Raw genomic sequence first — 17,330 nt, forward strand, 5'->3', positions numbered from 1 at the left:
ACGAAACTCGGGCGTGGCCGCGCGATTGTAAAGCCTCAGCGGTGCTTCAGCGCGATCCCCTGCCCGGCCTCGGGCGGGGTGCCCAGCGCGCGATGTGCCGCCAGCACCTGCGCCAGCCTTTCGGTGACCTGCGGCTGCCAGGCCTCGGCGCGGCGGGTGTCGAGGTTGAAGCCCAGCATCTTGGCCTCGTTGGTGGCGCTTGGCCTGCCATCGGCGTTCAGCACGCGGTGGAAGAGGACGAACCGCTTGGCATCGAGGTCCAGAAGCTGCGTCTGGATGGAAAACGCCGCGCCTTCGGCCAGTTCGCCGGTATAGGTGACGTGGTTTTCCACGATGGCGTATTCATGGCCCGCCCGCGCCTCGATGCTCTGCAAGGGCGCGTTGATCCAGTTCCAGAAGGCCCAGTTTGCCTGGTCGCAGATGGTCAGGTAGTGGGCCATGTTCAGGTGGCGGTATTCGTCCACCCACTCGGGTTTGACCCTATTGCGGACAAGGGTCAGAGGGGCCGCGATCTCTCCTGTCCAATCGTGCAGGAAGGTTTCGGTCTCCAGCATCAGCGGCCCTTCCAGACCGGGTCGCGCTTTTCGGAAACCGAGGCGATGCCCTCTATGGCGTCCTCGCTGGCGTAGACGCGCCCGTAGGCAGAGAGGTTGCCGGCGCGCATGCGGTCAAAGGCTGCGCACTCGCCCAGCCCGTCGGTGGCGCGGTCGATTTCCTTGATCGCCTGCAGCGAGAGCGGCGCGGAGGCGGCGACACGGTTTGCCAGCTCCAGCGCGGCGTCCATAAGCCGATCCGCGGGCACCACGGTATTGACGACGCCCCAGCGGTGCAGCTCTTCGGCCCCGGCGCGGCGGCCGGTCATCAGCATTTCCATCGCCACCGCGCGCGGCAGGCGGCGCGGCAGGCGGATCACCCCGCCGCTGTCGGGCACGACGCCGATGGTGGCCTCGGGCAGGGCAAACTCGGCGTGATCGGCGGCGACGATCATGTCCGCCGCCAGCGCCAGTTCGAACCCGCCGCCCAGCGCCAGCCCGTTGACGGCGGCGATGACGGGTTTGGTCAGGTCCCAGTATTCGGTCAGCCCGGCGAAGCCGCCGACGCCCTGATACGCATCCGCCGCCTCGCCTTCGGCGGCGGCCTTGAGATCCCAGCCGGCGGAAAAGAAGCGTTCACCGCCCCCGGTCACGATGCCGACGGAGAGCGTGTCGTCCTCTTGCAGGCAGCGAAACGCCTCACCCAGCGCGATGCTGGTGGCGGCGTCGATCGCGTTGGCCTTGGGCCGGTCCAAAGTCACCAGCAGCACGCGCCCGCGCCGCTCTGTCGTCACATCGCTCATGTCTCTACCAGTCGCGCCAGGTAGGCGCCGTAGCCGGATTTTCCGAACATGCGGGCGCGTTCCATCAAGGCATCCGCATCTATCCAGCCCTGTTGATAGGCGATCTCTTCGGGGCAGCCAACCTGCTGGCCCTGCCGTTCCGACAGGGTGCGGACGAAATTGCCCGCATCCAGGAGCGAGCCATGCGTGCCGGTGTCCAGCCAGGCATAGCCGCGCCCCATCTGCTGCACGTTGAGCAGCCCTTCGTGCAGGTACATCTCCAGGAGCGACGTGATTTCCAGCTCTCCACGTGCCGAGGGGGCAACCGCGCGCGCCCGGTCCGGCGCGCTGCCGTCGAGGAAATAGAGCCCGGTGACCGCGTAGGGTGACGGTGCCTTGGTCGGCTTCTCGATGATCGAGCGCACCGTGCCATCGGGGCCGAAGTCCACCACGCCGTAGCGTTCCGGATCGGCGACCCGGTAGCCGAAGACCGTGCCGCCCGCCTCTTGCGCATCGGCAGTGCGCAGCTGTTCCGGCAGCCCGTGGCCAAAAAAGATGTTGTCCCCCAGCACCATCGCCGAGGGCGCGCCATTGAGAAAGGATTCGGCCAGCAGATAGGCCTGTGCCAGCCCGTCCGGAGAGGGCTGCACCACGTAGTCCAGCGAAAGTCCCCACTGGCTGCCATCACCCAGCGTGCTGCGGAACTGGTCCTGGTCCTGCGGCGTGGTGATGATGCAGATCTCGCGGATGCCGGTCAGCATCAGCACCGAGAGGGGGTAGAAGATCATCGGCTTGTCGTAGATCGGCACCAGCTGTTTCGAGATACCCATCGTGATCGGGTACAGCCGTGTGCCCGATCCGCCCGCCAGAATGATGCCCTTGCGCCTGGTCATGCGACCCCCTGAAATCCCTGTGTTCCGCCCTAGTGCCCCCCCACTCTGTCAAGAGTGTGGCGAAAGGGGAAACAATCAGTGCCCTGACGCCCCGCTTGCGCCTTACTGTTGCCGCCTGACTTGGTTAAAAGGGCGTCGAACTCTGCACCGATGGGGGCCCTATGCTCGACGTTCAAGCCACCGCCTTGCCTGGTGTGCTCATCCTGACGCCGCGCCGGTTTGGCGATGCGCGCGGCTATTTCAGCGAAAGCTGGAACCGCAAGCGCATGGCCGAACACGGGATCGACCTCGATTTTGTGCAGGACAACCACTCGCTCTCGGCCGAGGCCGGCACCCTGCGCGGGCTGCATTTCCAGGCACCGCCCCATGCCCAGGACAAGCTGGTGCGCTGCGGGCGCGGGCGGTTGTTCGACGTGGCGGTGGACATCCGGGTGGGCTCTCCGACCTATGGCAACTGGATCGGGGTGGAGCTGAGTGCCGAGAACGGACGGCAAATTCTTGTGCCACGTGGGTTCCTGCACGGGTTCGTCACGCGCGCGCCCGACACCGAAGTGATCTACAAGTGTTCGGATTACTACGCCCCCGACTGCGAAGGTGCGGTGCGTTTCGACGATCCGGCCATCGGCATCGACTGGGGCCTGGAGGGGCCTCCGATCCTGAGCGAAAAGGACGCCGCGGCGCCAGTGTTCAACAAGCTCAACAGCCCGTTCGCATGGGAAGGCACAGCATGAAACTGCTGATCACGGGCGGCGCCGGGTTCATCGGTTCGGCGGTGGTGCGGCAGGCGATTGCCGCAGGGCACGAGGTGGTGAACCTGGATGCGCTGACCTATGCCGCCTGTCTCGACAACCTGGCCTCGGTCGCGGACGATCCCGGCTATGCCTTTGAACATGCGGACATCCGTGACCGCGCCGCGCTGGACCGGGTCTTTGCGCAGCATCGCCCGGACGCGGTGATGCACCTGGCCGCCGAAAGCCATGTCGACCGCTCGATCGACGGGCCGGGCACCTTCATCGACACCAATGTCATGGGCACCTTTCACCTGCTGGAAGCGGCGCGCGCCTACTGGACCCGCGCGGGCCGGCCCGAGGACTTCCGCTTTCACCATATTTCCACCGACGAGGTCTTTGGCTCTCTGGGGCCGGAAGGACAGTTCACCGAGGAAACACCCTATGATCCGCGCTCGCCCTATTCGGCGTCCAAGGCGGGGTCGGACCACCTTGTACGCGCTTGGCACGAAACCTACGGCCTGCCCGTCGTCCTGACCAATTGCTCGAACAACTACGGGCCGTTTCATTTCCCGGAAAAGCTGATCCCGGTGGTGATCCTGAACGCGCTTGCGGGCAAGCCGCTGCCGATTTACGGCGACGGCTCGAACGTGCGCGACTGGCTTTATGTCGAGGACCACGCAGAGGCGCTGCTCTTGGTGGTGCAAAAAGGCGCGGTGGGCCGCAGCTACAACATCGGCGGTGAGAACGAGCGCACGAACCTGGACCTGGTGCAGACGCTCTGCGCGATCCTCGACCGGAAGCGCCCGCGCGACAGCGGGTCCCATGCCGACCTGATCACCTTCGTCACCGACCGGCCCGGCCATGACGCCCGCTATGCGATCGACCCGACACGCATCCGCGAGGAACTCGGCTGGCGGCCCTCGGTGACGGTGGAGGAAGGGCTGGAAAAGACCGTCGACTGGTATCTTGCGAACGAGCCGTGGTGGCGGGCCCTGCAGGCCCGGCAAGGGGTGGGAGAGCGGCTGGGGGTGGGCGCATGATCCTGATCTTCGGCCGGACCGGACAGGTCGCGACAGAGTTGCAACGCCTGGGAGAGGTCACCGCCTTGGGGCGCGACCAAGCCGATCTGGCGGACCCCGAGGCCTGCGCAGAAGCGATCCGCAGCCAACAGCCCCGGGTCGTCATCAACGCCGCCGCCTACACGGCGGTCGACCGGGCCGAGGACGAAGAGCCGCTGGCCACCACGATCAACGGCGCGTCCCCCGCCGCGATGGCCCGCGCCTGTGCCGAGACCGGGACCCCACTGGTCCATATCTCGACCGACTATGTCTTTGACGGGTCGGGCACCCGCCCCTGGTCGCCGGACGATCCCACCCGTCCGATCAATGCCTATGGCCGGTCGAAACTGGCCGGCGAAACCGGCATCCGCGCGGCGGGCGGCCCCCATGCCATCCTGCGGACCTCATGGGTTTTTTCCGCGCATGGCAACAACTTCGTCAAGACGATGCTGCGGCTGGGCGCGGAACGGCAGCGGCTGAGTATCGTCGCCGACCAGGTGGGCGGCCCCACCTCTGCCGCCGCCATCGCGCGGGTCTGCCTGACCGCGGCAGAGGCGCTGTGTCAGCATCCGGACAGGACCGGCACCTATCATCTTTCCGGCGGGCCGGATGTCAGTTGGGCCGATTTCGCCCGCGCGATCTTTGCCCGTGCGGGGCTGACGCCCGAAGTGGCCGATATTCCCAGCAGCGCCTACCCCACCCCGGCGGCCCGCCCGCACAACTCGCGTCTCGACAACACGGCGCTTACGCGGGCCTTCAACCTGGGCCGTCCGGACTGGCAGGCGGATCTCGACGAGGTATTGCGGGGCCTCGGTCGTCTCTAGGCCGCGCCCAACGCACGCGTTGCGCCCGGGCTAGCGCCGCACCACCACCTCGGCGCCGCGCGCGGGCGGCTCTTCGTCCACCAGCACCTCGGGAAAGCCTGGCGCCCGTACGGACAGGCCCGCCGCGTGTTCCAGGCGCTCGATCATCCGGTCGGACTGGGCCCGGTCGCCCATCCGCTGCTGACCGTCGCGGATCATCGAGATCACCAGCGGCGAGAGTTCCAGCGGCACGCCATGCTCATCTGCCAGCGCCTGGAACAGGCCGATATCCTTCATCACCAGGTCCAGCGCGAAGTCCACGTCGCGGCTGCCGGACAGGATCAGCTGGCTTTCGGTCTCGTGGACAAAGGAATTGCCCGAGGAAATGCGGATTGCCTCATAGGTCGTGGCCATGTCCAGCCCCGCCGCCTGCATCGTCGCCAGGGCCTCGCACAGCGTCAGCAGGTTGGCGGTGGCCAGGTAGTTGGTCATGACCTTCAGGCGCGAGGCAGTGCCGACCTCGCCGGTGTGCAGCACCTGTCGCCCGAGAATCGTCAACAGCGGCAGAATCGCCTCGAAACTGTCGCGCGGCGCACCGCAAAAGACCGAGATATTGCCCGTCGCCGCCCGGTGGCACCCGCCCGAAACCGGTGCCTCGATGGCGACGGCGCCGGTTTCGGCCACCCGCGCCGCCTGGGCCACGATCACCGCCGGGTCGGTGGTCGACATCTCGACCCAGGTCTTGCCCGGCCCCATCTCGGTCAGCATCTCGGCCAGAACCGCCTCCGAGGCGGCGGGGCTGGGCAAGGAAGTGATGACCACGTCGCAGCGGGTCATGACCTCTGCCGCCGATGCCGCCGCCTCGGCCCCTGCGGCGACCATCCCGGCCAGCCGCGTCTCGTCGAGGTCGAATACCGTCAGTCCGACGCCGTTGCGCAGCAGGTTGCCTGCCAGCTTGGCGCCCACCGCGCCCAGTCCGATGAATCCCGTCTGCATCCGTTCCTCCCTGTTTGCGGCCAGCCTGCGACGACACCCTGTGCCCGGTCCGCACCGTTTGCGACATGAAACTTGTGCGCCGCGTCGCAGGCCCCTAGCGTTTCGGCATGACGTCGCCCAGCAATAGCCCCCGGCAGAACCCACTGACTGGCCTCGCCCCCTTGGCACAGCGCCGGCGGCACGCCGCGATCCGGGTTTGGGCTGACTGATGCCGCGGACCTGCATCGACACCCCTACCGGCCCCTTCGAGATCACCGAAACCGATGGCGCCATAACCCGGGCCACCTGGACCCGGAGCGATGCAAGCGACGCGACACCCTTGCTGCGACGCGCGGCGGACCAGGTGGCCGCCTATTTCGACGGGCGCCTGACCACCTTCGACCTGCCCCTGCGGGTGGCGGCAAGCCCCTTTCAGAAGCAGGTTTGCGCACAGATCGCCGCGATCCCCTTTGGCGAGACCCTGACCTATGGCGACATCGCCCGCACCCTTGGCGCGCCGCCACAGGCAGTGGGGCGCGGCTGTGGCGGCAATCCGATTGCCCTGATCATCCCCTGCCACCGCGTGCTGGGCCGCGACGGGCTGGGCGGGTTTTCCGGCGGCACCGGGGTCGAGACCAAGGTCTGGCTGCTGCGTCACGAGGGGGCGGGCGGATTGCTGATCTGACGGGGCAGCCCCATCCGTCGCCAAAGAATTGGTGACGGCTGCCTTTCCATGCTGATCGACACGCTTTTGGTTGTCCGACCCGGCATAAACCCGGATTTGAGTGTATCCGCCCCGGCCTGGACGGAATGTCCTGACGTCACAAGATGTCTGCCCTTGGAAACCGGATCATCCTGCTTGTGATCCCGCCCAGCCCTCGGCAACCGCCCCCAGCATCAACCGGCCCCACGCGGTCTGAGCCACGGGCCGGGATCAGTCGCGCTTGGGGTCGCGCGGATAGACGCCCAGGATGTCCAGCATGTCGGTGAAGTAATCGAGCTCTTCGAGCGCGCGCTTGACGCCGGGATCTTCGGGATGGCCCTCGATGTCGGCATAGAATTGCGTCGCGGTGAAGGAGCCATTGACCATGTAGCTTTCCAGCTTGGTCATGTTGACACCGTTGGTCGCGAAACCGCCCATCGCCTTGTAGAGCGCAGCCGGGATGTTGCGCACCTGGAAGATGAAGGTGGTCATCATCCCGTGGCTGCCCCGGCGCGAGATGTCGGGTTCCGGCGCCATCAACAGGAAACGCGTGGTGTTGTGGGCGTGATCCTCGATGTGGCGGGCCAGGATGTGCAGCCCGTAGATCTCGGCCGCGAGGTCCGATGCCAGCACGCCCTCATCGCGCAGTTCCGCCTTGGCCAGCTCGGCGGCTGCCCCGGCGCTGTCCGCCGCGGCGATTCCCTGGATGCCGTATTTCGACAGGAAACTCTGCGCCTGCGGCAAGAGCACCAGGTGCGCGCGCACCCGCTCCAGCTCCTCGATCTGCACGCCGGGCAGTGCCATGAGGCTGATGTGCACGCGCACAAAGGCCTCGTCGACGATGCGCAGGCCCGATTCCGGCAGCAGCCGGTGAATGTCCGCGACGCGCCCGTAGGTGGAATTCTCGACCGGCAACATGGCAAGGTCCGCCCGGCCCTCGCGCACCGCGGAAATCACGTCCTCGAAGTTCCGGCAGGGCAGCACCTCGGCGCCCGGACGGGCCTCGGTGCAGGCCTGGTGGGAATAGGCGCCAAGCTCTCCCTGGAAGGCGATCCGCTGTGTCATCTGTGGCCCTCGTCGCAAATCCCGCCGCACGCGGGCGATTGGTCGCGCCTTCTACCGCTTGCCCAAGGGGATGGAAAGCAATAGATACGCGCCCGACAGAGATCCAAGCAGACAGGGCTTCCCATGTTCGATACCATGACCTTTACCAAGATCGTCGGCGGCCTGTGCGGCGCCTTGCTGATCTTCCTGATGGGCAAATGGGCTGCGGAGAGCCTGTACCACACCGGCGGCGGCCACGGCGGCGAGGAACACGCCGCGGGCTTTGCGATCCAGGTGGAAGACGGCGAACCCGTCGAAGAGGAAGAGGTTGATTTCGCCGCGCTGATGGCCTCGGCCGACGCCGGCAAGGGCGAACGCGTCTGGGGCAAGTGCCGCGCCTGCCACAAGCTGGACGGCTCCGACGCCGTCGGCCCGCACCTCGACGGTGTGGTTGGACGCGCGGTGGATGCCGTGGAAGGCTTTGGCTATTCGGGCGCCCTGGAACAGGCGGCGGACGTCTGGACGCCGGAAAACCTGTTCCACTTCCTCGAAAACCCGCGCGGCTTCGCACCCGGCACCGCGATGGGTTTTGCCGGCCTGCCCAAGGCCGAGGATCGCGTGAACCTGATCGCCTACCTGCAGACGACCGGCGGCTGATCCGACCGCATCGCGCGCTTTCAAAGGGCCGCCCCGACCGGGCGGCCTTTTTCATGCGCAATTGCCGCGCAGGCTGCCGCCGACACGGTGGCGGAGCCCCCTTAAGGCGTTGACGTTTCCGTAATCTCGTCTTGAATGTGGTCGCGCGGAAAACTTAGCTTAGAATTAACAAAGAATACCGCTCAATTACCGGGCCGAACCGCCGGTTGACAGGGAGATGACCATGACGATCCAGGCCAAACGACCACATCGCCGCAGCACGACCCGGGCCCGCGCCCTGCCGGACCTTCGGTTCGTCGCCACCGGGGCCCTTGCCATCGGCGTGGCGTTGCTGGGCGTGGCCGCGCTGGCGCAGGACGGAGACGAAAAGATCGTCACCTCGCATGGCTATTCCTATTTCGGCAACCTGGACTACCCGGCGGACTATGCGCATTTCGATTTCGTCAATCCGGACGCCCCCAAGGGCGGCGAGCTGGTGATCGGCGCCACCGGCACCTTCGACAGCCTCAACCCCTATTCGCGCAAGGGCCGCCCAGGCACCCTGACCACGGTGATGTATGACCAGCTGATCGAGTCGGTCGAGGATTCGGTCGGCCAGTACTACTGCATCCTCTGCGAGAGCATCGAATACCCCGAAAGCCGCGACTGGGTGATCTTTCACATGCGTGAGGACGCCAAGTTCTGGGATGGCACCCCTGTCACAGCCGAGGACGTGGTCTATTCGCACAAGCTGTTCATCACCCAGGGCCTTCCGTCCTACGCGCAGGCGGTCGGTCGCATGGTCACCAGCGCCGAGGCGCTGGACACTTACACAGTGAAATTCACCTTCAACCCCGAGCTGACCAAACGGTCGCGGATCGAGACCGTGGGCTCGACCCCGGTGTTTTCAAAGGCATGGTTCGAAGCCGACCCGGAAAACCGCCGCCTGGACGAGCCGCGGCTGGAGGTGGCGCTGGGGTCCGGCCCCTACAAGCTGGAAACCTACGAGGTGAACCGTCACATCGTCTATGAACGCGATCCCGACTACTGGGGCAAGGACCTGCCCTACAACGCCGGCCGCTACAATTACGACAGCATCCGGGTCGAGTATTTCGCCGACCAGACCGCCTCTTTCGAGGCGTTCAAGGCCGGGACCTATACCTTCAAGGTGGAAAGCGATCCCAAGCAATGGGCGACCGCCTATAACTTCCCCAAGGTCGACGAGGGCGTCGTCAAGCTGGAGGAAATCCCCGACGGCAGCCCGCCGAACCCGACCGGGTTCGTCTTCAACCTGGCCAAGCCGCAGTTGCAGGACAAGCGCGTGCGCGAGGCTATTGCCCTTGCCTACAACTTCGAGTGGTCGAACGAGTCGCTGCTCTACGGGCTGTATTCCCCGCGCAGCTCATTCGTCGAGGGCACCCCGGTCGAGGCCAAGGACGTGCCCGAGGGCGCGGAACTGGAGTTCCTCAAAAGCCTGGGTGACATCGTGCCCGCGGACCTTCTGGAAGAACCGGTGCGGGTGATGCACTCTTCCGACCCTGCCCGCCTGCCCGACCGTGGCAACCTGCGCGCGGCCTCGCGGCTCTTGTCCGAGGCCGGCTGGGAAGTGGGCGACGACGGCATCCGCCGCAATGCAGATGGCGAGACGCTGAAGGTCAACATGCTGATCCCGACCAATATCGAACCCTCGGTCGAGGCGATGCATGAGTCCTTTGTCCGCAACCTCGTCCAGATCGGTGTCGATGCAACCTTTGAACGGATCGACCCCTCGCAATACACGCTGCGCCGCCGTGAACGCGATTACGACGTGCTTTACTCCACCCGCTATGGCGCCTTCCTGTCCACCGGCGGCGGGTTGACGCAGATGTACGGATCGCGCGAGGCCGAGTTCAGCCTGTTCAACCCCGCGGGCCTTGCCAGCCCGCTGGTCGACGCGATCATCGAGGCCAGTTTCGACGCCCAGAGCCAGGCGGATACCGACGTCGCGCTGATGGCGCTGGACCGCGCGCTGCGCTACGAGTTCTTCGTGATCCCGACCGGGTATATCGCCGACCACTGGGTCGCCTACTACGACATGTACGAACGCCCCGAACAGATCCCGCCCTACGGACTGGGCTATCTGAGCTTCTGGTGGGTGAACCCCGAGAAGGAAGCGGCGCTCAAGGCGGAAGGTCAGCTGGACTGACATGGGAGCCTACATTCTCCGACGCATACTGCTGATCATCCCCACGCTGCTGGGGATCATGATCATCAACTTCGTGCTGGTCCAATTCGTGCCAGGCGGCCCGATCGAGCAGATCATTGCCCAGATCGAGGGCCAGGGCGACGTGTTCGGCGGCTTTGCCGGCGGCTCGGACTCCCCCGATGCCGGCAGCATGACCCCGGGCGATGAAACCTATGCGGGCGCCCGGGGCCTGCCACCGGAATACATCGCAGACCTGGAACGGCAGTTCGGCTTCGACAAACCGCCGCTGGAACGCTTCCTGAACATGATGTGGAATTACATCCGCCTCGATTTCGGCGAGAGCTATTTCCGTTCGATCGGCGTGATCGACCTGGTGCTGGAAAAGATGCCGGTCTCGATCTCGCTGGGGCTGTGGTCGACCCTGCTGGCCTACCTGATCTCGATCCCGCTGGGCATCCGCAAGGCCGTCCGCGACGGCACCAGTTTCGACACCTGGACCTCCAGCATCATCATCGTCGCCTATGCCATTCCCGGGTTTCTCTTTGCGATCCTGCTGCTGGTGCTTTTTGCCGGGGGTTCCTACTGGCAGATCTTCCCGATCCGCGGGCTGGTCTCCGACAACTGGGAAGACCTGAACATCTTCATGAAGGTCGCGGACTACTTCTGGCACATCGCCCTGCCGATCACCGCCTCGACCATCTCTGCCTTTGCGACGCTGACTCTGCTGACCAAGAACAGCTTTCTCGACGAGATCAAGAAGCACTATGTCATGACCGCCCGCGCCAAGGGCCTGTCGGAGGATCGCGTTCTGTATGGCCATGTCTTCCGCAACGCCATGCTGATCGTCATCGCCGGTCTGCCGGGCGTCTTCATCGGCGTCTTCTTCGGCGGCTCCATCATCATCGAGACGATCTTTTCGCTCGACGGCCTTGGACGCCTTGGCTTCGAGGCGGCGGTGGCGCGCGATTACCCGGTGATCTTCGGCACGCTTTTCATCACCTCGATGATCGGGCTTGTCGTCGGGCTGATCTCTGACCTGATGTATGTGGTCGTCGATCCGCGCATCGACTTCGAAAAGCGGGAGGGCTGAGACATGGTCGCGAATCCCCAGCCCGAGACCACCCCGGACACGCAGCCCGCCGTCACCGTGCCGCCGGAGCCGAAAAAGGGGTTGTTTTCCCTGTCGCCGCTGAACCAGCGGCGCTGGAACAACTTCAAGCGCAACCGCCGCGCCCTCTGGTCGCTGTGGATCTTCGTGATCCTTTTCGGCCTGTCGCTCTTTGCCGAGTTCATCGCCAACGACAAGCCGATCATGGTGCGCTATCGCGGTGAGACCTTTACCCCGATCTTCAACTTCTACCCCGAAACCCAGTTCGGCGGCGATTTCCGGACAGAGGCCGCCTATCGCGACCCCGAGGTGCGCTGCCTCATCATCACCGGCGGGCTGGATGCCTGTTTCGACGATCCCGACGGGTTGATCGAGAACGCCGAGGCCGGCGTGCTGACGGATGACAATTTCCACAAGGGGATGATCCTCTGGCCGCTGATCCCCTACAGCTATGACACGCCCGTGGACCGGCGCGGCGCCGCGCCTCTGCCGCCGAACGAGCAGAACTGGCTGGGCACCGACAAGGGCAAGCGCGATCTGCTGGCGCGCGTCATCTACGGGTTCCGCCTGTCGATCCTGTTCACGCTGATCGTCACCGCTTGCGCCTCTGTCATCGGCATCGTGGCCGGGGCGCTACAGGGCTATTTCGGCGGCTGGCTGGACCTGATCTTTCAGCGGGTGATCGAGATATGGGGGGCGACACCGTCGCTTTATATCATCATCATCCTCTTCGCGATCCTGGGGCGAAGTTTCTGGTTGCTGGTCTTTCTCACCATCCTCTTTGGCTGGACGGCGCTGGTGGGCGTGGTGCGGGCGGAATTCCTGCGTGCGCGCAACCTGGAATACGTCCGCGCAGCCAAGGCCCTGGGAGTCTCGAACTGGACCATCATGTTCCGGCACATGCTGCCCAACGCGATGGTGGCGACGCTGACCTTCATGCCCTTCATCGTCACCGGCACGATCTCGACGCTGGCGGGGCTCGACTTCCTCGGCTTCGGCCTGCCCTCCTCCGCGCCGTCGCTGGGTGAAATGACCCTGCAGGCGAAACAGAACCTGCAGGCGCCCTGGCTGGCCTTCACCGCCTTCACGGTCTTCGCGATCATGCTGTCGCTGCTGGTCTTCATCTTCGAAGGTGTCCGCGACGCATTCGACCCCAGGAAAACCTTCTCATGAGCGCATTGCTTCAGGTCAGCGACCTCAAGGTCAGCTTCCGCCAGGATGGGCAGACCATCCCGGCGGTCAAGGGCGTGTCCTTTGATATCCAGAAGGGCGAAACCGTCGCGCTGGTGGGCGAATCCGGCTCTGGCAAGTCGGTCACCGCCTTGTCGACCGTGTCCCTGCTGGGGGACTCCGCCCGTGTCGAAGGCTCGGTCCTCTACAACGGGGCCGAGATGATCGGCGCCGCGGACAAGCGCCTGCGCGACGTGCGCGGCAATGACATCAGCTTTATCTTCCAGGAGCCGATGACCTCGCTCAACCCGCTGCACACGCTGGAAAAGCAGATCCGCGAGAGCCTGGAACTGCACCAGGGGCTGACCGGCGCCAAGGCCCGCGAACGGATCATCGAACTCTTGACCAAGGTCGGCATCCGCGACCCCGAAAGCCGGCTGGGGTCCTATCCGCACCAGTTGTCGGGCGGGCAACGGCAGAGGGTCATGATCGCGATGGCGCTGGCCAACGGGCCGGAACTCTTGATCGCGGACGAGCCGACCACCGCGCTCGACGTGACGATCCAGGCGCAGATCCTCGACCTCTTGGGAAACCTCAAGACCGAGGAGGACATGAGCCTGCTGTTCATCACCCATGACCTTGGCATCGTGCGGCGCATCGCCGACCGGGTCTGCGTGATGAAGGATGGCGAGATCGTCGAACAGGGCCTGACGTCCGAAATCTTCGCCGCCCCGAAACATCCCTATACACAGATGCTGCTGTCGGCGGAAAGCACCGGCAAACCGGACCCCGTGGACGAAGGCGCCGAGGAAATCGCCCGCACCGACAACCTCAAGATCTGGTTCCCGATCCAGCGCGGGCTGATGAAACGCACCGTGGGCTACGTCAAGGCGGTCAACGACGCGACCATCGCGGTGCGCGCCGGCGAAACCGTGGGCATCGTGGGCGAAAGCGGCTCGGGCAAGACAACGCTGGCGCTGGCGATCATGCGGCTGATCAAGTCCGAGGGCGGTATCACCTATCGCGGCCAGGACGTGAACGCCTGGTCGACCAAGCGCCTGCGCAAGCTGCGCTCGGAAATGCAGATCGTCTTCCAGGACCCCTACGGCTCGCTGAGCCCGCGGATGACCTGCGAACAGATCATCGCCGAGGGGCTGGAGGTGCATGGCGCGCCGGACGGGCGCCCCCACCGCGAACTGGTGGCCGAGGTCATGACCGAGGTTGGCCTGGACCCGATGACCATGCACCGCTACCCGCACGAATTTTCGGGCGGGCAGCGCCAGCGCATCGCGATCGCCCGCGCCATGGTGCTGCGGCCCCGGCTGGTGGTGCTGGACGAACCGACCTCGGCACTGGACATGACGGTGCAGGTGCAGATCGTGAACCTGCTTCGCAACCTTCAGCGCAAGTATGACCTCGCCTACCTGTTCATTTCGCATGACCTGAAGGTGGTGCGCGCGATGAGCCACAAGGTCATCGTGATGAAACAGGGCGACGTGGTGGAATATGGCCCCGCCGAGGCGATCTTCGAGGCGCCGCAGACGGACTATACCCGGGAGTTGCTGGCCGCAGCCTTCGACGCGGCCTGAGCCGCGTCAGATCGCGCTGGAATGGCCTGCCTTTGACAGGTCGTAGGCGTCAAAGGCGCGCGCGATGATACGGGTCAGCGGCCGCATTTCCTGCGGGATGAACAGCCCGTCGTCGCTGATGACCAGCATGTTCTCGAACCGGGCGTCGGCCTCACGGAACAGGGTGAACAGCGCCTCGCGCGAGATGGCGAAATCGCGCAGGATCTCGGCGGCATTGATGCGGAAATCGCACATCAATGCCTCGATCAGGCGGGCGCGCAGACGGTCGTCGCCCTTGAAGGTATGGCCGCGCGCGGTGGCGAATTGGCCGTCCCTCACCGCGGCGATGTACTTCGACGTGCCAGGCGCGTTCTGGGCGAACCCCTGCGGAAACTTCGAGATCGACGACGCCCCCAGCCCGATCAGCACATCCGAGGTGTCATCGGTGTAGCCCTGGAAATTCCGCCGCAGGCTGCCGTTGCGCTGTGCCACGGCCAGCCCGTCGTCGCGGGTGGCGAAATGGTCGATGCCGATCTCTGCATAGCCATCCCAGACGAAGAGGCGCCGTGCCGTATCGAACAGCTCCAGCCGCTCTTGTGGCGTGGGCAGCGCGTCCGAGGGCAGCATCTGCTGCCGCTTGGCCATCCAGGGCACATGCGCATAGCCGTAAAGCGCCACGCGGTCCGGCGCGAAGCTGAGCAGCTTTTGCACGGTTTCGGTGATGCGGGCACGGGTCTGGTGCGGCAGGCCGAACAGGATGTCGGCATTCAGGCTTGCGACGCCACGCGCGCGGATCAGCTCGACCGCCGCACGGGTCACGTCATAGCCCTGTTCGCGACCGATCGCGCCCTGGATCTGCGGGTCGAAATCCTGCACCCCGATCGAGGCGCGGTTCATGCCGCCTTCGGCAAGGGCGTCCAGCCGCGCCGCGTCGATCTCGTTCGGGTCGATTTCGACGGAAAACTCGTAGCCCTCCGCAAAATCGGCGACCCGTCGGGTCGCCGCGATCAGGCGTTTCATCAGGTCAGGTGACAGCAGGGTCGGCGTGCCACCACCCCAGTGCAGTCGCGACAGGCGCACCCCCTGCGGCAAGGCACCGCGCAAGAGCTCCAGCTCCTGCTCCAGAACGGTCACATAGCTTTCGACTGGGCCTAATGTCGACGTTCCCTGCGTTCGACAGGCACAGAACCAGCACAACCTGCGGCAAAAAGGTACATGCAAATATAGGGATATGTTACCATCTACAGGAACAGAGCGAATCCACTCGTCGAATCGCGCCGGCCCCACGTCGCCATCGAAATGCGGTGAGGTCGGATAAGACGTGTATCGCGGCACTTTGGCGTCAAAGAGTCCAAGCCGCGCGAGTTGAGTTCGGTTCGCCATAAGCGTACGGTTAGGGCACGGAAAAGCGCCGGGCTTTGACGCAGATCAACATAAGGCAAGCGATATGCTGAATGAACGAAGCTTGAGTGTCGCGCCCGACTGTGGCGATTGCCCGATCCGCCACCGGGCGGTCTGTGCACGATGCGAAAGCGACGAACTCGAGCGCCTTGAGCAGATCAAGTATTACCGCAAGTTCGAGGCCGGACAGTCGATCATCTGGGCCGGCGACCGCATGGATTTCGTGGGGTCCGTCGTGTCCGGGATCGCAACCCTGAGCCAGGCGATGGAAGACGGTCGCACGCAGATGGTGGGCCTACTGCTGCCCAGCGATTTCGTTGGCCGCCCCGGGCGCAACACCGCCGCCTACGACGTGGTGGCCACGACCGATGTCGTCATGTGCTGTTTCCGCCGGTCCCCTTTCGAGGACCTGATGACACGCACGCCGCATATCGCCCAGCGCCTGTTGGAGATGACGCTGGACGAACTGGATGCCGCGCGCGAATGGATGCTGGTTCTGGGGCGCAAGACCGCGCGCGAGAAGATCGCCTCGCTGTTGTCGATCATTGCCCGCCGCGACGCCACCCTGAACAAGCGCGGTGCCGCCGCCGGCCCGATCGTCTTTGACCTGCCGCTGACCCGTGAGGCGATGGCCGATTACCTGGGCCTGACGCTGGAAACCGTGAGCCGCCAGATCTCGGCCCTGAAAAAGGACGGCGTGATCCACCTGGAAGGCAAGCGCCACGTCACCGTGCCGGACATGTCCCGCCTGATGGACGAGGCAGGGGACGACGCGGACGGGGGTCTGCTTGTCTGAGGGACTGCCCTTTTTCACCTGCGACGTCTTCACGGAAACCGCCTATGCCGGCAATCCGCTGGCCGTCGTCGAGGATGCGGATGGGCTGAGCGATGCCGCGATGCAGACCATCGCGCGCGAGTTCAACCTGTCCGAGACGATCTTTGTCCGGTCTCCCGCCGATCCGGCGCACACCGCCAGCGTCCGGATCTTCTTTCCCACGGCAGAGATCCCCTTTGCGGGGCATCCGACCATTGGCTGTGCCATCCACCTTGCACTGAAGGATGCACCCGAAGGCGATTTCGAGACCCGCATCACGCTGGAAGAAGTGGCCGGGCTGGTTCCGGTACAAGTCTGGCGCCGGGACGGACGCCTGGGAGCAGAGTTCCGCGCGCCGGTCCTGCCACACGCGGCCAACACCGGCGAGATGCCCAGCAGGAAAGCGATCGCCGCCGCGCTTGGCCTCTCGGCAGAGCAGATTGGATTTGAAGGGCACCGCCCCGCCCTTTGGCAGGGTGGACCGGCCTTTGGGTACGTCCCGGTGCGCGACCGCGCCGCCCTGGCCGCCGCGCGGCCCAATGGCGCCGCATGGGAGGCGCTATGCGCCGCGACCGGCCTTGGCTCGCATTACCTTTATGCGCCGGGGCAAGAGACGGATTTCTCCGCACGCATGTTCGCCCCCGGAGAAGGCATCCCGGAGGACCCGGCCACCGGATCGGCCTCTGCCATCCTCGCGGCACAACTGCTGGCTTCGGGCGCGCTGTCGGAAGGCGAAACACGGTTGGTGCTGGAACAGGGGGTCGACATGGGCCGCCCCAGCCGAATCGGGTTGCGTATCCAGGCCACCGGCGGCGCCCTGGACAGCATCCATGTCCAGGGCTCTGCGGTGCCGGTCAGTTCGGGACGACTTGTGCCACCCGCCGCCTGAGCCCCCTCACGAAAAGGGGCCGCCCGTGCTCCCGACA

Annotated in this window: 17 protein-coding genes; 11 read left to right on the forward strand and 6 right to left on the reverse strand. The window is 65.3% G+C overall.

The window, feature by feature from the left end; translation table 11 throughout:
- Positions 1-35: 35 nt before the first annotated feature.
- The 3 genes from G9Q80_RS20540 to rfbA are packed head-to-tail and all read right to left on the reverse strand — an operon-like array spanning position 36 to position 2,208.
- Positions 36-554, reverse strand: a complete 519-nt coding sequence (locus tag G9Q80_RS20540) for a thioesterase family protein (protein ID WP_088715278.1) — start codon at positions 552-554, stop codon at positions 36-38.
- A complete protein-coding gene (locus G9Q80_RS20545; protein ID WP_088715277.1) occupies positions 554-1,336 on the reverse strand; it encodes an enoyl-CoA hydratase-related protein in 783 nt (260 codons plus the stop codon). Before G9Q80_RS20545 ends, G9Q80_RS20540 begins: the two co-directional genes overlap by 1 nt.
- Complete coding sequence (gene rfbA, locus G9Q80_RS20550; RefSeq protein ID WP_088715276.1) at positions 1,333-2,208, reverse strand: glucose-1-phosphate thymidylyltransferase RfbA; 876 nt, start codon at positions 2,206-2,208, stop codon at positions 1,333-1,335. The genes G9Q80_RS20545 and rfbA overlap by 4 nt, the downstream gene beginning before the upstream one ends.
- Positions 2,209-2,369: 161 nt before the next feature.
- On the opposite strand from rfbA, the gene rfbC reads away from it, so the two are divergent.
- From rfbC to rfbD, 3 genes are read left to right on the forward strand one after another with little or no spacing between them, the layout of a single operon-like run.
- Positions 2,370-2,939 (forward strand): dTDP-4-dehydrorhamnose 3,5-epimerase, encoded by a 570-nt coding sequence (gene rfbC / locus G9Q80_RS20555; protein ID WP_069209150.1) that lies wholly within the window; start codon positions 2,370-2,372, stop codon positions 2,937-2,939.
- Positions 2,936-3,979, forward strand: coding sequence for a dTDP-glucose 4,6-dehydratase (gene rfbB / locus G9Q80_RS20560; RefSeq protein WP_088715275.1), 1,044 nt, complete (start codon positions 2,936-2,938; stop codon positions 3,977-3,979). Before rfbC ends, rfbB begins: the two co-directional genes overlap by 4 nt.
- Complete coding sequence (rfbD, locus tag G9Q80_RS20565) at positions 3,976-4,821, forward strand: dTDP-4-dehydrorhamnose reductase (protein WP_088715274.1); 846 nt, start codon at positions 3,976-3,978, stop codon at positions 4,819-4,821. Before rfbB ends, rfbD begins: the two co-directional genes overlap by 4 nt.
- 30 nt (positions 4,822-4,851) lie before the next feature.
- Here the strand turns inward: rfbD and G9Q80_RS20570 are convergent, their stop codons facing one another.
- On the reverse strand, positions 4,852-6,069 hold the full coding sequence (locus tag G9Q80_RS20570; protein WP_349237788.1) for an NAD(P)-dependent oxidoreductase: 1,218 nt from the start codon (positions 6,067-6,069) through the stop codon (positions 4,852-4,854).
- On the opposite strand from G9Q80_RS20570, the gene G9Q80_RS20575 reads away from it, so the two are divergent.
- Positions 6,005-6,460, forward strand: a complete 456-nt coding sequence (locus G9Q80_RS20575) for a methylated-DNA--[protein]-cysteine S-methyltransferase (protein WP_088715272.1) — start codon at positions 6,005-6,007, stop codon at positions 6,458-6,460. The two genes, G9Q80_RS20570 and G9Q80_RS20575, sit on opposite strands and share 65 nt — an antisense overlap.
- 249 nt (positions 6,461-6,709) lie before the next feature.
- Here G9Q80_RS20575 and G9Q80_RS20580 read toward each other — a convergent pair whose 3' ends face one another.
- A complete protein-coding gene (locus tag G9Q80_RS20580; protein WP_043136480.1) occupies positions 6,710-7,543 on the reverse strand; it encodes a prephenate dehydratase in 834 nt (277 codons plus the stop codon).
- A 123-nt stretch (positions 7,544-7,666) separates the two neighbouring features.
- On the opposite strand from G9Q80_RS20580, the gene G9Q80_RS20585 reads away from it, so the two are divergent.
- The 5 genes from G9Q80_RS20585 to G9Q80_RS20605 all read left to right on the forward strand — a co-directional run bounded on the left by G9Q80_RS20585 (position 7,667) and on the right by G9Q80_RS20605 (position 14,210).
- The gene (locus G9Q80_RS20585; RefSeq protein WP_074621203.1) at positions 7,667-8,179 is read left to right on the forward strand and encodes a c-type cytochrome; all 513 of its coding nucleotides are present in this window, start codon (positions 7,667-7,669) and stop codon (positions 8,177-8,179) included.
- 223 nt (positions 8,180-8,402) lie between these two features.
- Entirely contained in the window at positions 8,403-10,343 is a 1,941-nt protein-coding gene (locus G9Q80_RS20590) for an extracellular solute-binding protein (protein WP_088669656.1), read from the forward strand.
- Between the two features lies 1 nt (position 10,344).
- Entirely contained in the window at positions 10,345-11,433 is a 1,089-nt protein-coding gene (locus tag G9Q80_RS20595; RefSeq protein ID WP_043136473.1) for a microcin C ABC transporter permease YejB, read from the forward strand.
- A 3-nt stretch (positions 11,434-11,436) separates the two neighbouring features.
- Entirely contained in the window at positions 11,437-12,624 is a 1,188-nt protein-coding gene (locus tag G9Q80_RS20600) for an ABC transporter permease (protein ID WP_083242252.1), read from the forward strand.
- The gene (locus G9Q80_RS20605) at positions 12,621-14,210 is read left to right on the forward strand and encodes an ABC transporter ATP-binding protein (RefSeq protein WP_088715271.1); all 1,590 of its coding nucleotides are present in this window, start codon (positions 12,621-12,623) and stop codon (positions 14,208-14,210) included. The genes G9Q80_RS20600 and G9Q80_RS20605 overlap by 4 nt, the downstream gene beginning before the upstream one ends.
- A 6-nt stretch (positions 14,211-14,216) precedes the next feature.
- On the opposite strand, the gene hemN is transcribed toward G9Q80_RS20605, so the two are convergent.
- Entirely contained in the window at positions 14,217-15,572 is a 1,356-nt protein-coding gene (hemN, locus tag G9Q80_RS20610; protein WP_088715270.1) for an oxygen-independent coproporphyrinogen III oxidase, read from the reverse strand.
- Between the two features lie 64 nt (positions 15,573-15,636).
- Here hemN and fnrL point away from each other — a divergent pair, with 64 nt between their 5' ends.
- Together fnrL and G9Q80_RS20620 are read left to right on the forward strand one after the other, a co-directional pair.
- Positions 15,637-16,386, forward strand: coding sequence for a transcriptional regulator FnrL (fnrL, locus tag G9Q80_RS20615; RefSeq protein WP_043136467.1), 750 nt, complete (start codon positions 15,637-15,639; stop codon positions 16,384-16,386).
- A complete protein-coding gene (locus G9Q80_RS20620; RefSeq protein WP_232788208.1) occupies positions 16,379-17,293 on the forward strand; it encodes a PhzF family phenazine biosynthesis protein in 915 nt (304 codons plus the stop codon). Before fnrL ends, G9Q80_RS20620 begins: the two co-directional genes overlap by 8 nt.
- Positions 17,294-17,330: the final 37 nt, after the last annotated feature.

It is taken from the genome of Mameliella sp. LZ-28, assembly GCF_012274245.1.
GTDB lineage: Bacteria > Pseudomonadota > Alphaproteobacteria > Rhodobacterales > Rhodobacteraceae > Antarctobacter > Antarctobacter albus.

Bases quoted from the DNA above. Each gene is read 5' to 3' on its own strand.
- G9Q80_RS20540 (WP_088715278.1), bottom strand. From the start codon at position 554: ATGCTGGAGACCGAAACCTTCCTGCACGATTGGACAGGAGAGATCGCG.
- G9Q80_RS20545 (WP_088715277.1), bottom strand. From the start codon at position 1,336: ATGAGCGATGTGACGACAGAGCGGCGCGGGCGCGTGCTGCTGGTGACT.
- rfbA (WP_088715276.1), bottom strand. From the start codon at position 2,208: ATGACCAGGCGCAAGGGCATCATTCTGGCGGGCGGATCGGGCACACGG.
- rfbC (WP_069209150.1), top strand. From the start codon at position 2,370: ATGCTCGACGTTCAAGCCACCGCCTTGCCTGGTGTGCTCATCCTGACG.
- rfbB (WP_088715275.1), top strand. From the start codon at position 2,936: ATGAAACTGCTGATCACGGGCGGCGCCGGGTTCATCGGTTCGGCGGTG.
- rfbD (WP_088715274.1), top strand. From the start codon at position 3,976: ATGATCCTGATCTTCGGCCGGACCGGACAGGTCGCGACAGAGTTGCAA.
- G9Q80_RS20575 (WP_088715272.1), top strand. From the start codon at position 6,005: ATGCCGCGGACCTGCATCGACACCCCTACCGGCCCCTTCGAGATCACC.
- G9Q80_RS20570 (WP_349237788.1), bottom strand. From the start codon at position 6,069: ATGGCGCCATCGGTTTCGGTGATCTCGAAGGGGCCGGTAGGGGTGTCG.
- G9Q80_RS20580 (WP_043136480.1), bottom strand. From the start codon at position 7,543: ATGACACAGCGGATCGCCTTCCAGGGAGAGCTTGGCGCCTATTCCCAC.
- G9Q80_RS20585 (WP_074621203.1), top strand. From the start codon at position 7,667: ATGTTCGATACCATGACCTTTACCAAGATCGTCGGCGGCCTGTGCGGC.
- G9Q80_RS20590 (WP_088669656.1), top strand. From the start codon at position 8,403: ATGACGATCCAGGCCAAACGACCACATCGCCGCAGCACGACCCGGGCC.
- G9Q80_RS20595 (WP_043136473.1), top strand. From the start codon at position 10,345: ATGGGAGCCTACATTCTCCGACGCATACTGCTGATCATCCCCACGCTG.
- G9Q80_RS20600 (WP_083242252.1), top strand. From the start codon at position 11,437: ATGGTCGCGAATCCCCAGCCCGAGACCACCCCGGACACGCAGCCCGCC.
- G9Q80_RS20605 (WP_088715271.1), top strand. From the start codon at position 12,621: ATGAGCGCATTGCTTCAGGTCAGCGACCTCAAGGTCAGCTTCCGCCAG.
- hemN (WP_088715270.1), bottom strand. From the start codon at position 15,572: ATGGCGAACCGAACTCAACTCGCGCGGCTTGGACTCTTTGACGCCAAA.
- fnrL (WP_043136467.1), top strand. From the start codon at position 15,637: ATGCTGAATGAACGAAGCTTGAGTGTCGCGCCCGACTGTGGCGATTGC.